Annotated in this window: 24 protein-coding genes; 1 reads left to right on the top strand and 23 read right to left on the bottom strand. The window is 65.9% G+C overall.

Annotation, left to right across the window (positions count from 1 at the left end):
* Window position 1 precedes the first annotated feature (1 nt).
* Both MXB53_RS05150 and MXB53_RS05145 read right to left on the bottom strand, forming a co-directional pair.
* Window positions 2-346 (bottom strand): DUF8159 domain-containing protein, encoded by a 345-nt coding sequence (locus MXB53_RS05150; protein WP_248896193.1) that lies wholly within the window; start codon window positions 344-346, stop codon window positions 2-4.
* Window positions 347-437: 91 nt separating this feature from the next.
* Window positions 438-635 carry a hypothetical protein gene (locus MXB53_RS05145; RefSeq protein ID WP_248896192.1) on the bottom strand — a complete coding sequence of 66 codons (198 nt, stop codon included), beginning with the start codon at window positions 633-635 and terminating at the stop codon, window positions 438-440.
* 314 nt (window positions 636-949) lie between these two features.
* Here MXB53_RS05145 and MXB53_RS05140 point away from each other — a divergent pair, with 314 nt between their 5' ends.
* Complete coding sequence (locus MXB53_RS05140) at window positions 950-2,836, top strand: SLC13 family permease (RefSeq protein WP_248898070.1); 1,887 nt, start codon at window positions 950-952, stop codon at window positions 2,834-2,836.
* Window positions 2,837-2,840: 4 nt separating this feature from the next.
* Here the strand turns inward: MXB53_RS05140 and MXB53_RS05135 are convergent, their stop codons facing one another.
* From MXB53_RS05135 to MXB53_RS05035, 21 genes are all read right to left on the bottom strand, one after another.
* Entirely contained in the window at window positions 2,841-3,581 is a 741-nt protein-coding gene (locus MXB53_RS05135; protein ID WP_248896190.1) for an N-acyl homoserine lactonase family protein, read from the bottom strand.
* The gene (locus MXB53_RS05130; protein WP_248896188.1) at window positions 3,578-4,639 is read right to left on the bottom strand and encodes a hypothetical protein; all 1,062 of its coding nucleotides are present in this window, start codon (window positions 4,637-4,639) and stop codon (window positions 3,578-3,580) included. Before MXB53_RS05130 ends, MXB53_RS05135 begins: the two co-directional genes overlap by 4 nt.
* 395 nt (window positions 4,640-5,034) lie before the next feature.
* On the bottom strand, window positions 5,035-6,504 hold the full coding sequence (secY, locus tag MXB53_RS05125; RefSeq protein ID WP_248896186.1) for a preprotein translocase subunit SecY: 1,470 nt from the start codon (window positions 6,502-6,504) through the stop codon (window positions 5,035-5,037).
* 3 nt (window positions 6,505-6,507) lie between these two features.
* Entirely contained in the window at window positions 6,508-7,002 is a 495-nt protein-coding gene (locus tag MXB53_RS05120) for an uL15m family ribosomal protein (protein ID WP_248896184.1), read from the bottom strand.
* Window positions 6,999-7,463: a 50S ribosomal protein L30 gene (gene rpmD, locus MXB53_RS05115; protein ID WP_248896182.1), complete on the bottom strand. Its 465-nt coding sequence runs from the start codon at window positions 7,461-7,463 to the stop codon at window positions 6,999-7,001. Before rpmD ends, MXB53_RS05120 begins: the two co-directional genes overlap by 4 nt.
* Entirely contained in the window at window positions 7,463-8,119 is a 657-nt protein-coding gene (locus tag MXB53_RS05110) for a 30S ribosomal protein S5 (protein WP_248896181.1), read from the bottom strand. Before MXB53_RS05110 ends, rpmD begins: the two co-directional genes overlap by 1 nt.
* Window positions 8,109-8,669 (bottom strand): 50S ribosomal protein L18, encoded by a 561-nt coding sequence (locus MXB53_RS05105; RefSeq protein WP_248896180.1) that lies wholly within the window; start codon window positions 8,667-8,669, stop codon window positions 8,109-8,111. Before MXB53_RS05105 ends, MXB53_RS05110 begins: the two co-directional genes overlap by 11 nt.
* On the bottom strand, window positions 8,669-9,127 hold the full coding sequence (locus MXB53_RS05100; RefSeq protein WP_248896178.1) for a 50S ribosomal protein L19e: 459 nt from the start codon (window positions 9,125-9,127) through the stop codon (window positions 8,669-8,671). Before MXB53_RS05100 ends, MXB53_RS05105 begins: the two co-directional genes overlap by 1 nt.
* On the bottom strand, window positions 9,124-9,837 hold the full coding sequence (locus tag MXB53_RS05095) for a 50S ribosomal protein L32e (protein WP_248896177.1): 714 nt from the start codon (window positions 9,835-9,837) through the stop codon (window positions 9,124-9,126). Before MXB53_RS05095 ends, MXB53_RS05100 begins: the two co-directional genes overlap by 4 nt.
* Window positions 9,838-10,374: a 50S ribosomal protein L6 gene (locus tag MXB53_RS05090; RefSeq protein ID WP_248896175.1), complete on the bottom strand. Its 537-nt coding sequence runs from the start codon at window positions 10,372-10,374 to the stop codon at window positions 9,838-9,840.
* Window positions 10,375-10,378: 4 nt separating this feature from the next.
* Window positions 10,379-10,771, bottom strand: coding sequence for a 30S ribosomal protein S8 (locus MXB53_RS05085; protein WP_248896173.1), 393 nt, complete (start codon window positions 10,769-10,771; stop codon window positions 10,379-10,381).
* A 2-nt stretch (window positions 10,772-10,773) separates the two neighbouring features.
* On the bottom strand, window positions 10,774-10,974 hold the full coding sequence (locus MXB53_RS05080; protein WP_248896171.1) for a 30S ribosomal protein S14: 201 nt from the start codon (window positions 10,972-10,974) through the stop codon (window positions 10,774-10,776).
* A complete protein-coding gene (locus MXB53_RS05075) occupies window positions 10,971-11,489 on the bottom strand; it encodes a 50S ribosomal protein L5 (protein WP_425601213.1) in 519 nt (172 codons plus the stop codon). The genes MXB53_RS05080 and MXB53_RS05075 overlap by 4 nt, the downstream gene beginning before the upstream one ends.
* A gap of 5 nt (window positions 11,490-11,494) precedes the next feature.
* Window positions 11,495-12,214: a 30S ribosomal protein S4e gene (locus MXB53_RS05070; RefSeq protein ID WP_248896168.1), complete on the bottom strand. Its 720-nt coding sequence runs from the start codon at window positions 12,212-12,214 to the stop codon at window positions 11,495-11,497.
* On the bottom strand, window positions 12,211-12,567 hold the full coding sequence (gene rplX / locus MXB53_RS05065; protein WP_248896166.1) for a 50S ribosomal protein L24: 357 nt from the start codon (window positions 12,565-12,567) through the stop codon (window positions 12,211-12,213). The genes MXB53_RS05070 and rplX overlap by 4 nt, the downstream gene beginning before the upstream one ends.
* On the bottom strand, window positions 12,564-12,962 hold the full coding sequence (locus MXB53_RS05060) for a 50S ribosomal protein L14 (RefSeq protein ID WP_092634472.1): 399 nt from the start codon (window positions 12,960-12,962) through the stop codon (window positions 12,564-12,566). The genes rplX and MXB53_RS05060 overlap by 4 nt, the downstream gene beginning before the upstream one ends.
* The gene (locus MXB53_RS05055; protein WP_248896164.1) at window positions 12,962-13,288 is read right to left on the bottom strand and encodes a 30S ribosomal protein S17; all 327 of its coding nucleotides are present in this window, start codon (window positions 13,286-13,288) and stop codon (window positions 12,962-12,964) included. Before MXB53_RS05055 ends, MXB53_RS05060 begins: the two co-directional genes overlap by 1 nt.
* Window positions 13,279-13,668: a ribonuclease P protein component 1 gene (locus MXB53_RS05050; protein WP_248896163.1), complete on the bottom strand. Its 390-nt coding sequence runs from the start codon at window positions 13,666-13,668 to the stop codon at window positions 13,279-13,281. The genes MXB53_RS05055 and MXB53_RS05050 overlap by 10 nt, the downstream gene beginning before the upstream one ends.
* A complete protein-coding gene (gene rpmC, locus MXB53_RS05045) occupies window positions 13,668-13,871 on the bottom strand; it encodes a 50S ribosomal protein L29 (protein ID WP_248896162.1) in 204 nt (67 codons plus the stop codon). The genes MXB53_RS05050 and rpmC overlap by 1 nt, the downstream gene beginning before the upstream one ends.
* On the bottom strand, window positions 13,871-14,854 hold the full coding sequence (locus MXB53_RS05040) for a 30S ribosomal protein S3 (protein WP_248896161.1): 984 nt from the start codon (window positions 14,852-14,854) through the stop codon (window positions 13,871-13,873). The genes rpmC and MXB53_RS05040 overlap by 1 nt, the downstream gene beginning before the upstream one ends.
* Window positions 14,854-15,315 (bottom strand): 50S ribosomal protein L22, encoded by a 462-nt coding sequence (locus MXB53_RS05035; RefSeq protein WP_248896159.1) that lies wholly within the window; start codon window positions 15,313-15,315, stop codon window positions 14,854-14,856. The genes MXB53_RS05040 and MXB53_RS05035 overlap by 1 nt, the downstream gene beginning before the upstream one ends.

Raw genomic sequence — 15,315 nt, 5'->3', positions numbered from 1 at the left:
CTCAGTCGTCCAGGTCCTCGTCGAGCGTCTCGAGGACGCGCGTCGAGAACTCGGTCTCGGAGAGCCGGTATTCGAGCAAGCCCTCGAACCACTCGGTTTTCGCGTACCAGGTGTTCATCGCCTCGTCATCGAAGCGAAGGACCGTCGCCTCGACGCGGGTGGGTTCCCAGTCGTCGTCGCGCGCCATATCGAGGAAGGCGTTCAGCGCCTTCCCCATCTCCATGTGGTTGACCTCCTCGCCCGGATAGGCCGTGATATACGACAGTTCGACCGGGTCGACGGCCTCGACATCGTGGACATCGAGCCCGAAGTTCCGCAGTTCCTCCTCCAGTTCGGATTCGTCCATCGTGTGTCGTGTTTGGTCTGGGCGGACAAAACCCTTGCCGGATCGGCGGCGCTACGCGATACGGGAAATAACGGAACCAGTCGGAGCGCGATCAGTCGGCGCCGGGCTTCGGGCCGAGACCACCGCGGTCGATCATCGGAATCATCGTCGCCGGCTCGGGCTCCGGTTCGGGGCGGTCACGCCGCCGGTCGGTCGTCGGGGTGTTCCCCGAACGGGGTTGCAGCGGGATGACGGGGTCGATGGTGATCGTCGATCGGTTCTTCCGAGTCGTGCGTCGGGACGTGCTCATTGGATGTGTGTCGTATGCTGGGTCGGTTGGTGAGCGGCACTGCGTCATCTGACCGCGATCAGCATACGAGTACGACGCGTTGCATCGTGAATACACCATAGCGCCCATCCATAATAAACCTTCATGATCGTTGGAAACCATCGACTGAGAGCGTCTGGCACACCAGGACGCTGATCGGGCCTTCGGTATTTTGAAACCGAACCGGCGCTTCGGTCCACGCAGTTGTGACGACTCCGGCTCCCCTCGCGGCGACCGACGCGACGGCAGTCGCGGGGTCGGCGGCACGCGCCGTCGACGCCGCCGGGTCGCTCTCGTTGACGCCGGACGTCCTCGTCGTGTTCGGCATCGTCGTGCTGACGCTCGTGCTGTTCGTGACCGAGCTACTCCCCATCGACGTGACGGCCATCCTCGTCATGGTGTTGCTGATGCTCCTCGGCACCGACGGCGTGGTGAACTTCACGCATATCTCCACCACGGAGGGCGTCTCCGGCTTCTCGAACTCGGCGACGATCACCGTCCTGGCGATGCTCATCCTCAGTTCGGGGATCAGCCGGACGGGACTCGTCCAGATCCTCGGCGGCAAGATGGCCGCCTTCGCGGGCGAGAACCGCGACCGACAGCTGCTCGCGACCATCGGCGTCGCCGGTCCCGTCTCGGGGTTCATCAACAACACTCCCGTCGTCGCCATCCTCGTCCCTGTCATCAGCGACCTCGCCCACGCGGGCAAGACCTCCCCCTCGAAACTCCTCCTCCCGCTCTCCTACGCCTCGATGTTCGGCGGGATGCTCACGCTCATCGGCACGTCGACGAACATCCTCGCGAGCGACGTCTCGGCGCGCCTGCTCGGTCACCCGTTCTCGATGTTCGAGTTCACCAAACTCGGCGTCGTCGTCCTCTTGGTCGGTAGTCTCTATCTGATGATTCTGGGACCGCGACTGCTCCCCGACCGCGTGCCCATCGAGGAGGACTACGTCCGCGAGTACGCCATCGAGGAGTACCTGACCGAAGTCGTCGTCGACGAGGACTCCCCGCTCGTGGGGCAACCGGTCCGGAAGGCTATCGAGGACATCGACCTGGACGCCGACATCCTGCAGGTCGTCCGCGACGGCGAGGAGTTCCTCGAACCCGGAAAGATGGGGATCCAGGCGGGCGACATCCTTCGACTCCGGGCCGACCGCGACACCGTCCGGCAGCTCGTCGACCGGGAGACGCTCACCCTCACCGGGAGCCCACCCCAGACCGAGGCCGAACTGGAACCGGACACCGAGTCGTCACAGACGCTCGTCGAAGTCGTCATCCCCCGCGGCTCGTATCTGGTCGGCGAATCCCTCGCGAGTTCGACGTTCCGCCAGCGGTACGACGCGAATGTCCTCGCCTTCCGGAGTCGGGGCGAGACCGTCCGTACCCACATGGACCGGCGACCGCTCCGCGTCGGCGACACGCTCCTGATCCAGGCGCCGCCGGACAGCATCGACCGCCTCTCACAGAACGACGACTTCATCGTCGCCCACGAACCGGACGAACCGGACTACCGGACCGAGAAGATCCCCCACGCCGCCGCGATCATGGCCGGCGTCGTCGGGTTGGCCGCGATTCCTTGGGGCACCATCGGCGGGGCGCTCGCCGGTGTCACCGGCGTCGCCGCCTTCGAGGCGCTCTCCGCGCTCTCGCTGCCGATCCTGCTGACGGCGCTCGCCGGCGTCGTCGCGATGGTCGCGGCCGGCGTCATCAAGCCGACGGAACTGTACGACGCCGTCGAGTGGGACGTCATCTTCCTCCTGGCCGGCATCATCCCGCTCGGGATGGCGCTCGAACAGACCGGCGGGGCCGACCTCCTCGGGACGCTCGTCGCCACGACGGCGACCGTCCTCCCCACGCTCGGCGTCCTCTGGGTGTTCTACCTCGCGACGGGGCTCATCACCGGCGTCATCTCCAACAACGCGAGCGTCGTGTTGATGCTCCCGGTCGCCATCGAAACCGCGACACAGATCGATGCGAGCCCCTTCGCGTTCGTCCTCGCCGTGACGTTCGCGGCCTCGACGGCCTTCCTCACGCCCGTCGGCTACCAGACGAACCTCTTCGTCTACGGCCCGGGTGGCTACAAGTTCTCGGACTACATCCGCCTCGGCGCGCCGCTGCAACTCCTGCTCTCGGTCGTCACCGTCCTCGGCATCGCCTTCTTCTGGGGGCTCGGCGCGTAGGCGTCTAGCATAGCCCCGCCGGGTCGGCGTCCAGAATCCCCCACTCGTGGCCCGGGAGGATGCGGTCGGCCCGGTCAATGACCTCGTGGGCGCTCTCCCACCACTCGAACTCGGTCATCGCTGCCCCTCGCCGTGGCGTCCCATCGTCGTCGACGTTGTCGTGTGTCGGCACGGCGTCGGCGGCGACGACCACCGTGCCGTCGGCGGTGTCGACCGCGAGCGACTGGTGTCCCACGGTGTGACCCGGCGTCGGGACCGCCGTGACCCCGGGACAGAGCTCCGTCTCGCCGTCGAGCGGCGTCACGTCCACCGTCAGCCAGGGCGGGTCCCGCCCCAGCGACTTCGCGTCGTAGCGCTCGGCGTGCATCGGATAGGGCGCGATGGCGTACTCCAGTTCGCGCCGCTGGGCGTAAATGTCGGTCTCCCCGTCGAACAGATCCAGATTGTAACAGTGATCCCAGTCCAGGTGGCTGAGGAGGACGGCGTCGATATCGCTCGGCGCGTAACCCGCGTCGTCGAGGACGGCCGCAAGTCGCTGGTCGTCGTCGCGGTGGCAGTCGAAGTCGGGGTGGCGCTCCGCCATCAGGTCGAGGGCGCCGAAACTCGTGTCGACGAGGATCGTGCGCTCGGCCTCGACGAGGAACACGATCGATGGCGCCTCGACGGTGCCGTATCGACCCTGTACCAGGATGCTCTCGTCCATCGTGAGGGAGCCACAGCAGTAGGGCGTGACCGTCGGCGTCATGGTTTGCAATGATCCGGACGGGAGATAAACGCGCGGTCCACGGAGACGGATGTGGCCGACGATTCGAACCGCTCGGCCGCCGCGACGCTCACTCGACGGTGCGGCAGTCGATTGCCGCGGTGAATGCCCGCATGAACTCGGCGACGGTGTTTCCCATCAGGTAGATAGCCCTCGTCGAGGCACGCGTCGAGGACATCGACGGGGGGCGCCGACTCGTCGTGGTGGACGAACTCGGCGGTGACACGGCGCTCTAACAGCCGCGCGTGCGATCCCGCGACGTGGACCCGGCCGATGCGGTCGTTCTCCGCGAGCCAGTTGAGGTAGTGGACGAACGCCGCGGTCCGCCCGGCGCGGTCGCGCCGCGTATAGACGAACGGCGTGAGAACGCCGTCCTGGAGGCGGTCGACGAGGAACTGCCGGAGTAGCTCCGTGGATTCGATATCGTTCATCATGGCCCCGTTGGCGACCAGTCCGCCGCCCTCGAGACGCTGCCACCCCCACTCGCCCCGGAGGCGCGTGGTGTAGTCCTCGATCCGGGCGGGCGGGAGTGGGTCGAGACCGAGCGCCCGCAGCGTCTCGTCGACGACGAACGCCGATCGCGAACCGAACACGTCCTGGAACGGGGAATCGGATGGTGGTTCGGCGACGGTGAAGTCGTGACCCGCCTTCGCGAACTCGCGACCGAGATAGTCGTTGATGGCGTCGTTGCGGTCCCCACTGATGACGTAGGCATCTTCGGGGACGGTGCGCGTGAAGACGCGAACGATGTCGGAAAGGTTCGTCCCGAGGGTAGACTGGTGGTCCCGACGGACGTCGACGAGGATCACGACGTGGGGATCGAACAGTTCGTTGACGAGGCGTGTATTCGCGTGTCGCCCAGAGCGACAGCCACGCGGCCACGGCGCCGACACCGAAGATGATGGGGGAGAGCGGCTCCCGAAACGTGTAGATGGCGAGCAACGGGCGACCATCACCCCACCCAGCCGATAGCCCCATAGCTGTGAACACAGGGCGATCAGCACGACACCGTCGATCATGATGACGGTGGCAGCGATCATGGGTCAAGCCATCGGTGAGGCGGGCAGACGAACCGTTCACGGGGGCGGGGGCGTACATCAGCGTGGCTGCGAGGACAGTGATCCCTGTCGATAACTGCTGTATCGCCTGGAGCGACCGGTTCAGTGGACTGTCCGACGGGGGTGTCTATTGCTACCCAGCCGATCACAGCCGTTGTCAGTCAGGACGAACGACTCCAGACGCCATAATAACCACTGCCACATCGGGAGAGTCCGGGGCGAGCCGACTCCGGCAACTCTTCGAGAACGTGATGCGAAACGCCATCGGTCACGGGGTACGGTCGAAGAGTGAGCCGTCGCGTCGGGGCGCGACTGCCGTGTCGACACGGCGCCGTCGCTCACGAGGGGTGAATACTGGAAAGAAGTGGAAGGGCCGGTTACTCGGAGCCGAACATCTGGCGCATCATGGGATGCATCTCCATCAACTGCTCTTCCGCGATCTCCTCGTAGAGCTTGTACGTGATGGAGACCGTGAGCAGGAGACCCGTACCCGAGACCTGCCCGATCGTTCCGAGCATGTTCGCGCCGACCGCGAGCAGTCCGACCAGCGCGCCACCGATGACGGTCACCTGCGGGATGTACCGCTCCATGACCTTCTCGATGACCTGCGGGTTCCGCCGGAAGCCGGGGATCTGCATCCCGGAGTTCTGGATCTGCTGGGCGGTCGCTTCGGGGCCCATGCCCGTCGTCTCCACCCAGAAGATGGCGAAGATGGCGCCGCCGATGACCATCACCGTCAGGTCGATGCCGACGCGGATCATGATCTGCCAGGGCTCGGCGGCCGTCCCGGCGAGCCACCACATCCAGTCAGTGCGGGTCTGGATCGGAGCCAGATAGTAGAACAACCCGGCGACGGGCTGTCCGTTGCTGTACTGGCCGAGCCACGCCGGCATACTACTCAACGTGCTGTTGAGGATGCGCCCGAGGAACTGGATGTTCGCCTGCAGGGCGCGAACGAGGATCATCGGTAGGACGCTGGCGTAGATGAGCTTCACCGGGAACCGACCGCGGGCGCCCTTGACGCGGGCGTGCGCGAGCGGGATCTCGACCCGGACGCTCTCGGCGTAGACGACGATGGAGAAGATGAGCACCGTCGTCACCAGCGCGAGCAACTGCCCCTGTCCGAGCAAGAGCGCCTGCAGCCCTTCGGCGGTGAGCGGCGACGCGATGGCCTGTTGGCCGGTCAGGATGGCGAACCACGTCGGGAAGAACCCGGAGGTGCCGCTGAGCGCCTCCCAGCCGAACAGCCCACCGACGAGCTGCTGGCTCACGCCGGCGATGATGAACAGCCCAACGCCGGAGCCGACGCCCCACTTGCTGACGATCTCGTCCATGAACAGGATGAGGATCCCACCGACGGCGATCTGTGCGAACAGGAGGCCTTGGACACCGGCGAGACCGATCCCCAGCGCCTCGCCGACGGCCGGATCCGCCGGCAGGAAGTTCCCCGCGAACACCATCGGCAGCCCGGTCAGACAGATCATCAGGACCACCAGCAGCTTCTGGAGGCCCTGATACAGCACCTGATCCCGGGGGTCGTCAGTGTCGAGACCGAGCAGATCGGCCCCGCCGAGCAGCTGCAGCACGATGCTCGCCGTGACGATCGGCCCGATCCCCAGTTGGAGGATCGACCCCTGCGATCCGGCGAGGATCGAGCGGAAGCGACCGAACAGGTCGCTCTGCGTGCCCGCGTCCAGCCCGAACAGCTGGACGTTCGTCAGGAAGAAATACAACACGAGAATGCCGGCAGTCCAGCCGATCTTCCGCCGGAAGGGGACGTGCCCCTCCGGCCGTGCGACTGACGGCATCCGCGTCAGCACCGGTTCGGCGGTCTCCTTCCATCCCATGGATTACTCCTCGTCTGACTCCTCAGCGTCGGCGTCCGCGCTCTCCTCGGCCGTCTCGGCGCGATCCGAGAGGTCGGCGCTGCCGCCGGCGGACTCGATCTTTTCGACCGCGCTCGCGGTGAATGCGTCGGCGACCACGGACAGTTCGTGTCGGACCTGCCCGTCGCCGAGCACCTTCACCACGTCCGCGTCGTAGCCGTCGTCGGCCACGTCGCGGGCGTCGATCAGGTAGCCGTCGCCGGACTCCTCGGCGAGACCTTCGGCCGCGTACAGCGGCGCGTTCTCGTCGAGTTCCTGGACCGTCACCTCGCGCACCTCGTCCTGGACGGAGTCGGGGCGCGTGAACCCGTGTTTGCCGAGCGGTTCGTAGTTGTGGAACTCGTGTTTGTCACGACCCGCGCGGCCGCGGCCGCCACGGTGCCCGGCGCCGCGCCGGTTCTTGTGCGTGCCGCCGCCGTGGGTTCGGGACCCGCGTTGGCGCTTTTTCTTGTCGGTCATCGCATGGCCTCCAGCAGGGTGTCGATCTCGTCCGTGGTGTGACGGCCGAGTTGGCCGCTCTCCACGATCGGGTGCTTGATGCCGTCGTGACCGCCGCGCGGCGGGTGGAGCCGAATCGACGGGGCGAGACCCTGCTCGCGCAGCGTCGTCTCCTCGTCGACCAGCGCCGCCGCCAGCGCGTCCACGTCGGCGTAGTCGGTGTGCGCTGCGACCCACTCGTCGTCGATGTCCGCGTCCCCTTCGAGGGCGTCGGCGCGCTGACGAATGAGCGTCGCGACCACGTCGACCGACGGCTCGCCGTAGGCGACGTAGTCGTTGACCTTCGTGATCATCCCGCGGTAGGTGTCACGCTCGGGCACCAGCGTACACTGGTTGACAGCGTGGAGGTTGAGCATCTCGAGCGTGTCCTGCACGTCGCCCGAGATGTTCACCTCGCCGCGAACCTGAACGATCGCCTGCATCACTCGCCCACCTCGGTTTCGTGCTGCTTGCGGCGCGCCCGCTCGGGCGTCCGCGACTGCGAGGCGTTCTGAAGCGCGTTGTACGTCGCTTTCGCGAGGTTGACCGTCGTCCGGGTGTTCCCCGTCGACTTGGTCCAGGCGTCCTGGACGCCCGCGAGTTCGAGGATGTTCCGCACCGTCGGGGCGGCCGCCAGGCCGAGCCCCTGCGGGGCCGGGATGACCTCGACGGTCACCGAACCGGCCTTCCCCGTCGCCTTCCGCGTCAGGGAGTTGACGCCGCCGGCGCGGTCCTCCCAAGACCCGGAGCCACGGTCGACTTCGATAATGTTCAGCTTCGCCACGTCGATGGCCTTCTGGATGGCAGAGCCAACCTGGTCGTCACGGCCCTCGGCGTAGCCGAGGTAGCCGTCGCGGTTGCCGACCGCAACGACACACCGGAACTTCACCCGGCGGCCGGAGTCGGTCATCCGCTGGACCATGTTGATGTCGAGCACCTCGTCGTCCAGCCCCGGCAGGAGCTGGTCGACGATTTCGGCCTCCTTCAGCGGGAGCCCGGATTCGAGTGCTGCCTTCATCGACGTGATGTCGCCGTCCTGTACCTTGCGGCCGAGCCGCGTGCGCGGTTCCCAGCCGTCGCCGTAATCGTTACTGCTCATTGTCCTCCATCAGTCGTTCGCGCACTTCGTCGAAGTGCTCGGGGAGGTTCGTCGCGTCGAAGTCGCCGCCGTACAGCGGTTCGTCCAGCTGTTCGGCGTACGCGGCGATATGCTCGCCGCGGTTTCGCGACCAGTCTGCGAGGACGCTCTCGCTGTGCGGGATGTCGAGTCCCGCGTCGATAGCGCCTTCCTGTACTGCGAACACCTTGTTGCCCGGTGTGGCGGTGTTGAGACCGATGTCGAGGACGGCCTCCGTGAGGCCGGCCTCGATGGCTCGCATCCCCGCGAGATACCCCGTGAGATACGCGCTGGGGAGATTGCCCGTGGGGGCTTCCCAGCCGTACTCCGCGAGGTCCTCGGAGGAGGCGGCCGCGTGGGTCTCGTCGCCGTCCGGACCGGGGGTGATCAGCTGCGCCCTGACGTGCCTGTTGCTCACGCGAGCAGCCAGGCGCGGCTTCCCGGATTTCAGCAGGCGCAACCGCTGGTGGTAGTCGGTTCGGTCCTCGCGGCGACGCCGCATTGGGACCTTGTATCGTGGGCCTGTTGCCATTAGTCGTTCACCTCTACGTCGTAGTTGTTGCGGATGTACGCTTCGAGTCGCGCCACGCTGTCGAACTCGCCACCGCTCGCCTTGTCGTAGAGCTCGCGGTACTGCGAGGCGTCGAGCGGGCCGTCGTCGCGCAACTCACGCAGACGACGCCGCTGAGCGCGGATGCGATCGATCCATTCGTCCTTGCTGTCCTGCCGGGCGCCGGACGTCCCACGTCGGGAGCCAGCGCCGGTCTGGTGACCGTAGGCTCGCTTGTCCGCCCGTTCGCGGGCGCGACCGCGCGAGTTGCCCGAGGCGTCTTTCGCTTGAATCGTGCCCTGATCGACCAGGTCACGGATGTCGTCGCGAGTGATCGCTTCCGCGATCTCGCTCTGGGCCTCCGGATCGAACCAGACGCGGTCTTCGCCAACGTCGAGGACGTCGGACGCGAGCCGTTTCTGTGCGCGCAGATCAGTCATTCGGCTTCCTCCACTTCGACTTCGATGTACGTCGGGTTGAGGACGCGGATCTCTTCGTCCTCACAGACATCTTCGATGCGTTCGCGCTTGCGTCCACCGACACCGCTCGCGATGCGGACGGCCTCGGTGTCGGGGTCGATCCCCTCGAGGTCGTCCGTGTTGTGGACGTACACCTCTTCGAAGCCGCTGGGATGGAGACCTCGGGCGGCCGTCGGCGAGCGGTAACCCGCTTCGACGGTCGCACCCTTGCCTTTGATCCCGCGACGCTGCTTCGAGAGGGTACCCCGTGGCTTCCGCCACGATGGGTCGACGCGCTTTTTCTTGTGGTGGTCCTGTCGGTTGAACTGCGGCGTGCCCTCCCGGCGCTTCTGAACCAGCGCGCGGGCGGCGTCGTCGTCGAGGTCCGGGGTCTTGTCGGCGTGGCCGCGGGGGCGGAGTTCCGTCTCCGCTTCCGCTTCCTCGGCCGCTTCCTCCTCGATATCCTCTTCGACTTCGGCCTCAGTCTCCTCGGCGACTTCGAGGCCACCGACGTCGGCTTTGATGCGGGCCGCCAGGGCGTTACCGACGCCCTGGATGTCCGCCAGTTCCGACTGACTCGCGGCCTTGAGGTCCTCGATGGACTCGTAGCCGGCGTCGCGAAGCGCGTCGGCCTTCGACGGGCCGACGCCACCGATGTCTTCGAGTTCTTGAATGTCGTTATCGTCGCTCATCTACGCCCCACCTGCCTGTGGTTTCTGCGTGATGTAGACGCCGTCCTGGAAGACGCGGGTGTCCTTGCCGGGCACGCGCGTCAACTGCTCGATGTCGGCAGCGGTCTGGCCGACATCTTCCTTGCTGGGGCCGGAGAGGGTGAGTTCCTCGCCGTCTACCTGTACCTCCGTGTCGCCGCGGATCTGCACGCGTCGCGGCGCGCGTTCGCCGAGGAAATTCTCGATGACGACCTCGTCGCCCTCGACGGTGACCTGCATCGGGAAGTGAGCGTAGAAGATCTCCATCTCGTACACCCAGCCCTCGGTCACGCCGTGGATCATGTTCTCGACGTGGCTCTCGAACGTGCCGAGCGTCGCGCGCGTGTTGGCGTCGTCGGCCTCGCTCTCGATGACCACGTGGTCGTCCTCGACGCTCACCGACACGTCGGGGTACCAGAGGCGTCGCGTGACGCTCCCGTTCGGTCCCTCGACGGTGAGGTCGAGATGGTCGGTTTCGGCGGACACGTCGTCCGGAATTTCGATTTCTGTTCGGTTCATTATCTTAGTAGACGTACGCGATCACCTGACCACCGATGCCCTGTTCGCGGGCCTCGTAGTGGCTCATGACTCCGTGGCTGGTCGTCACGACGAGCGCCCCGTAGTCGCGGGCCGGGAGGTACCGCTTCTCCCATTTCTCGTACTCGTCGGCGCCCGCGGAGTAGCGGGGCTTGACGACGCCACAGTGGTTGATCGCACCTTTTAGTTCGATCTCGAAGCGACCGGCCTTGCCGTCGTCGACGAACTCGAAGCCGCCGATGTACCCGCGGTCGTAGAAGACCTCGAGGACGGAGCCGATCACGTTCGAGGCGGGCTGTACCGTGTGGGACAGATGTCCCACGCTCTCGGCGTTATCGAGTCCCGAGAGTGCGCTCGAAAGGGGATCGTTCCCTGCCATTGTTATCGGTACTTCCGGAATCCCATGTCACGAGCGACCTCGCGGAAGCACTGCCGACACAGGTAGATGTCGTACTTGCCGACGAGTCCCTGCTCGCGGCCGCACCGACGGCACTCGTGGCGCTCGTCGGTCCGGGGCGTGGCGTGCTCTCCGGTCACGTCGCGTTCGTCCTGGGTTCCTGACTGTGATTCACTTTCGCTCATTCGGTAACCTCCACGTCGAAGGTGGCTTCGACGAAATCGACCGCGTCATCCGCATTGAGTCGGTGACCCGACGGAATCGAGCGCGACTCCTTGGCGCGCTTCGACACGCGGTAACCCGGGCGAACCAGGTTGACCGTCACGTCGAGCCCGTAGATGCCGATGTTCGGGTCGTACTCCTGGCTCGGGAACGCCGTGTGTTCCTCGACGCCGAAGCTGACGTTCCCCGTCTCGTCGAACTGTGAGGCGGAGAGGTCGACCAGTGGCAGCGCCGTCTGAAGGAAGTCTTCAGCGGTCTCGCCACGGAGCGTGACCTTCGCACCGATCGGGTCGCCCTCGCGGATGTTGAACGCCTGGACGGTGCGTTTGGCACTCGTCCGCACGCTCTGTTGGCCGGTGATGTCCTCGAGGATGTCCTCGGCGTCCGCGAGTTCGCGACCACCTTCGCCGACGCCCATGTGGACGACGACTTTCTCGATACGCGGTTCGCGCATCTCGTGGAAGTCAGCGGTCTCGATTTCGCTCATTCGTCATCACCCTCGATGAAGTTCTCGTCGATCACGACGACGTACTCTTCGATCGTTTCGAAGCCCTCGCCGTCGAAGTCGTCCTGGGTGACGGTGACGATGTTGTCCCCGCTCCCGGGCGTGACGGTGATCGTGTCGATCCGACCGATCTCGCCGGCGTGGCTGCCAGCGACGGCCGTCACGAGCGCGCCCTCTTCGTAGGTGAAGTGGGCGACGATCTCTTTGGTCTTGTTGTCGACGACCAGCGAGTCGCCGGGGGCGTACGTGCCAGCCTCGTCCTCGTCGACGCGGACGTTCGTCCCGTCGTGGAGGGTGAACTGGAAGTCGCCGCCGGTGACCTGGGCCTTGCCGACGATCTTGCCGAGGCGGCTCTGGGCCGCCTCGGCGTCGATCGGCGTCAGGGCGAGTCGACCGCCCTCGTCGGGGAACACGCGGTAGGACTCCTCGCGTTCCTCGAAGGTCAGGATGTCGAACATCCCGATGGGACGCTCGACATCGGAGACGGCGTCCCCGTTGACGAGGACGCTGTCCTGATTGAGGGCGTAGTTGGCTTCCTTGCGCGAGTCGGCGTAGCCGAGCACGTCCCGCAGGACGATCAGCAGGGGAACCCCTGCCTCGCCGTGCGGACCGGCGCCGGCTTTCACCGTCCAGGTCGCGGTCTTTCGCTCGACCGGCCAGGACTTCGGAACTGAGAGTCGTTTCTGGTGTCGGGTCATTCGCTATCTGCCTCCAGACGCGCCTGCCGGCGCTCGTCTTCCAGGTCCAGATCGGTCACGCGAAGGTTGCTCGCGTCGATGGGCCGGGGCACTTCCTCGCCGTCGGCCTTCTCGACGGTCACGTCCTCGACGTGAACGACCTCGTCCGTCAGGTCCACCGCAACGACCTCGGCTTCCGTGCCGGCGTGGTCGCCACGAAGCACCTCGACGGTATCGCCCGCGTTGACGCGGACATTGCGCTGGCCGTACTCCTCGCGGAGGTCGTCGGCAAGCGTCGCACGAACCTGGTCGTGTCGCTCGTGCAGGGGCGCCGTTCGCTTTCGTTTGCGCTCTTTGTGTGGCTGTCGAGTCATACGATCATCGTCGCGGTTGATGCGATGCTCCCGAAGCGTTCGGCGACTTCGCGCGCGACGGGACCCTTGATCTCGGTCCCGCGAGGCTCCTCCATGTCGTCGATGACGACGGCGGCGTTGTCCTCGAATTTGACGCGCGTGCCGCTGGGGCGGCGGATGGGCTTGCGCTGGCGGACGACGACCGCCTCCAGCACCTGCCGGCGCATTTCCGGCGTGCCCTTGGTGACCGAGACGGTCACCTTATCGCCGATCCCCGCTTTGGGGTGTCGATTCTTCGTGCCGGAGTAGCCCGCGACGCTGATAACCTTCAGTTCGCGAGCCCCCGTGTTGTCGGCACAGTTGATGAGCGATCCCTTGGCGAGACCACGGGTGACGTCGGCCTTCAGCGCCTCCATCACTCGTCACCTCCCAGTATCTCGACGACCACGTGTGATTTGGTCTTCGAGAGGGGTCGCGTCTCCGCAATCCGGACCGTGTCGCCTTCCGAGAGACCCAGGCACGGGGGTGCGTGGGCCGGAACGCGGCTCCGGCGTTTCATGTATCGGTCGTATTTGGGAACGCGAACGTCGTATTCGCGCTCCACGACGACCGTCTTTTCCATCGCTGTGGAAGCGACCGTGCCTTCCAGCGTCTGTCCGCGCACGGACAACGAGCCGTGGAACGGGCAGTTCTGGTCGGCGCAGGCCTCCTCCGGTTCGGTTACGTTCAGTCCTATCGCCATGTGGATACACCTGTCTTCTCTGTTCGCAGGGCGGGTCGTGAGAGCAGTCGTGTGCCATCCACCGTAACGTAGGCCGCGTCCTCGCAACCGCCCGACTGACCGGCTTGTGGGCCGGCAGTTTCCGACGGAAGTTTGGGCGCGGTCCCCGACGCCTTCGCGGCGTCGGCGGCTTCATCTGTGCACGGAATCTCGAATTCGAAGGTCGTGCCCCGCTTGGGCAGACACCACACCCGATCCCCGGCCGACAGGCTCAGCGTGCGCATCGTCTCGTCGACGACGCGGCCGCTGATCCCGACGGTGTCGGGATTGGTCGACTCGACGACCCGCGCGTGCAGGCCGATGAGCTCGTGTCGACACAGGGTCTCGGGTGTGAGCGCCATCAGATATCGCCTTCTTCGCGCTGAATCGTCTTGATTCGCGCGATCGTCTTCTTGAGTTCGCCGAGTCGCGAGGGGTTGTCCGGCATCCCGCCAGCGGCCTGGACGGCCTTGGCGTTCAGCAGTTCCGTCTCGAGGTCCTCGAGTTCAGCCTCGCGTTCGGCGGGCGTCATGTCGCGGATCTCTTCGGTGTGCAGGATGGCCATTATTCTTCCTCCTCCTCAACGTCGACGTTGGGCTGGTCGTCGGCCGTCTCCTCCATCTCTTCGACGAGGTCGGCGGCTTCCTCCTCGATCTCTTCGTCGAGCTCTTCCTCGGACTCGATGCCCTCCTCGGGCGTCGCGGTCTCGACGGGTTCCTCGGGGGACACGTCGGTCGGCGGTTCGTCGTCCGCGGTCTGGGCCTGCGTCTCTTCGACGACCTCCTCGACGACCTCTTCGTCGATCTCCTCGTCGATGACGTCTTCCGGCCCTTCGGTCGGCACGTCGACCTCTTCGTCTTCGCCGACATCCGGGATCTCCTCGGGCTCTTCCTCGAGGAGTTCCTCGACGCCACCGCCGGTTTCGGCCGCCTGCTCGACGGGTTCGACGTCGGCGTCCTCGGCGATTTCGAAGTCGTCGGGGAGCTCGGCACCCGGCGGGATGATCTTCACCGTCACGCCGATGGTACCGAGTTTCATCACGGCGACGCCCTGGCCCTCGTCCACGATGGACTCGGCGGGTTCGCCGTTGTGCTTGATGTAGCCGCGGTTGAACTTCTCGACGCGCGACCGGGCGCCAGTGACCTTCCCGGACAGGACGATTTCGGCGCCGAGGGCGCCGGCTTCCATGATCCGGTCGATGGTCGTATGGCCCGCTTTGCGGAAGTACCAGCCGCGCTCGAGGGCGTTGGCCAGGCGGTCCGCGACGATGCGGGCGTTGAGGTCCGGCTCGTCGACTTCCTGCACGTCGATCTGAGGGTCGTCGAGGTCGAACCGCTCTTCGAGTTCCGTGGTCACCTTGCGGATGTTCTTCCCACCCTTGCCGATGACCATCCCGGGTTTCTCGGCCTTGAGGACGATCTGAGTCCCCATCGGAGTCTTGGCGACGTCCATGCCGCCGTAGCCCGCGCGGCCGAGTTCGTCGGCGAAGAACTCGTCGATCTGGGAGCGCTGCAGGCCGTTCTCGATGAACTGCTGTTCGTCAGCCATTATTCCTCGACCTCCTCGATGATGAGTTCGACATCACAGAGCGGCGTGTTCCACGGGTCGGCACGGCCGAAGGCACGAGGCTTGCGCCCCTGCCGTTCGCCGACCTTGTGGGCGGCGACGTGCTTGATGGCCATGCTCTCGCCCTCGAAACCCTGCTCGTCGGCGTTGTTGCTCGCGTTCTCGAGCAGTTTCAGGAAGTCCTCGCTGGCTTTCTCCGGGTAGCGACCGGCGTCCCAGCCGTCGATGTCGCTGCGGTGACCGACGCCCGTGTTGTGCTGCTTGAACGGGACCGACCGGTCGCCGTCGATGACTGCCTGGAGATACTCCTCGGCGTCGGCGACGGTCATGCCCTTGAGCTGACGGGCGATGGCCTTGCTGTGCTTGATACTGATGGGCCGCTCTCGGAGCATCGCCTTGGCGGTGGTCTCCGGGTCGGCCTCGACGCTGTAGTTGATTCCCAT

The organism is Haloplanus sp. XH21, from assembly GCF_023276355.1.
Taxonomy (GTDB): Archaea; Halobacteriota; Halobacteria; order Halobacteriales; family Haloferacaceae; genus Haloplanus; species Haloplanus halobius.
This window is presented reverse-complemented; position numbering and strand designations above follow the sequence as displayed.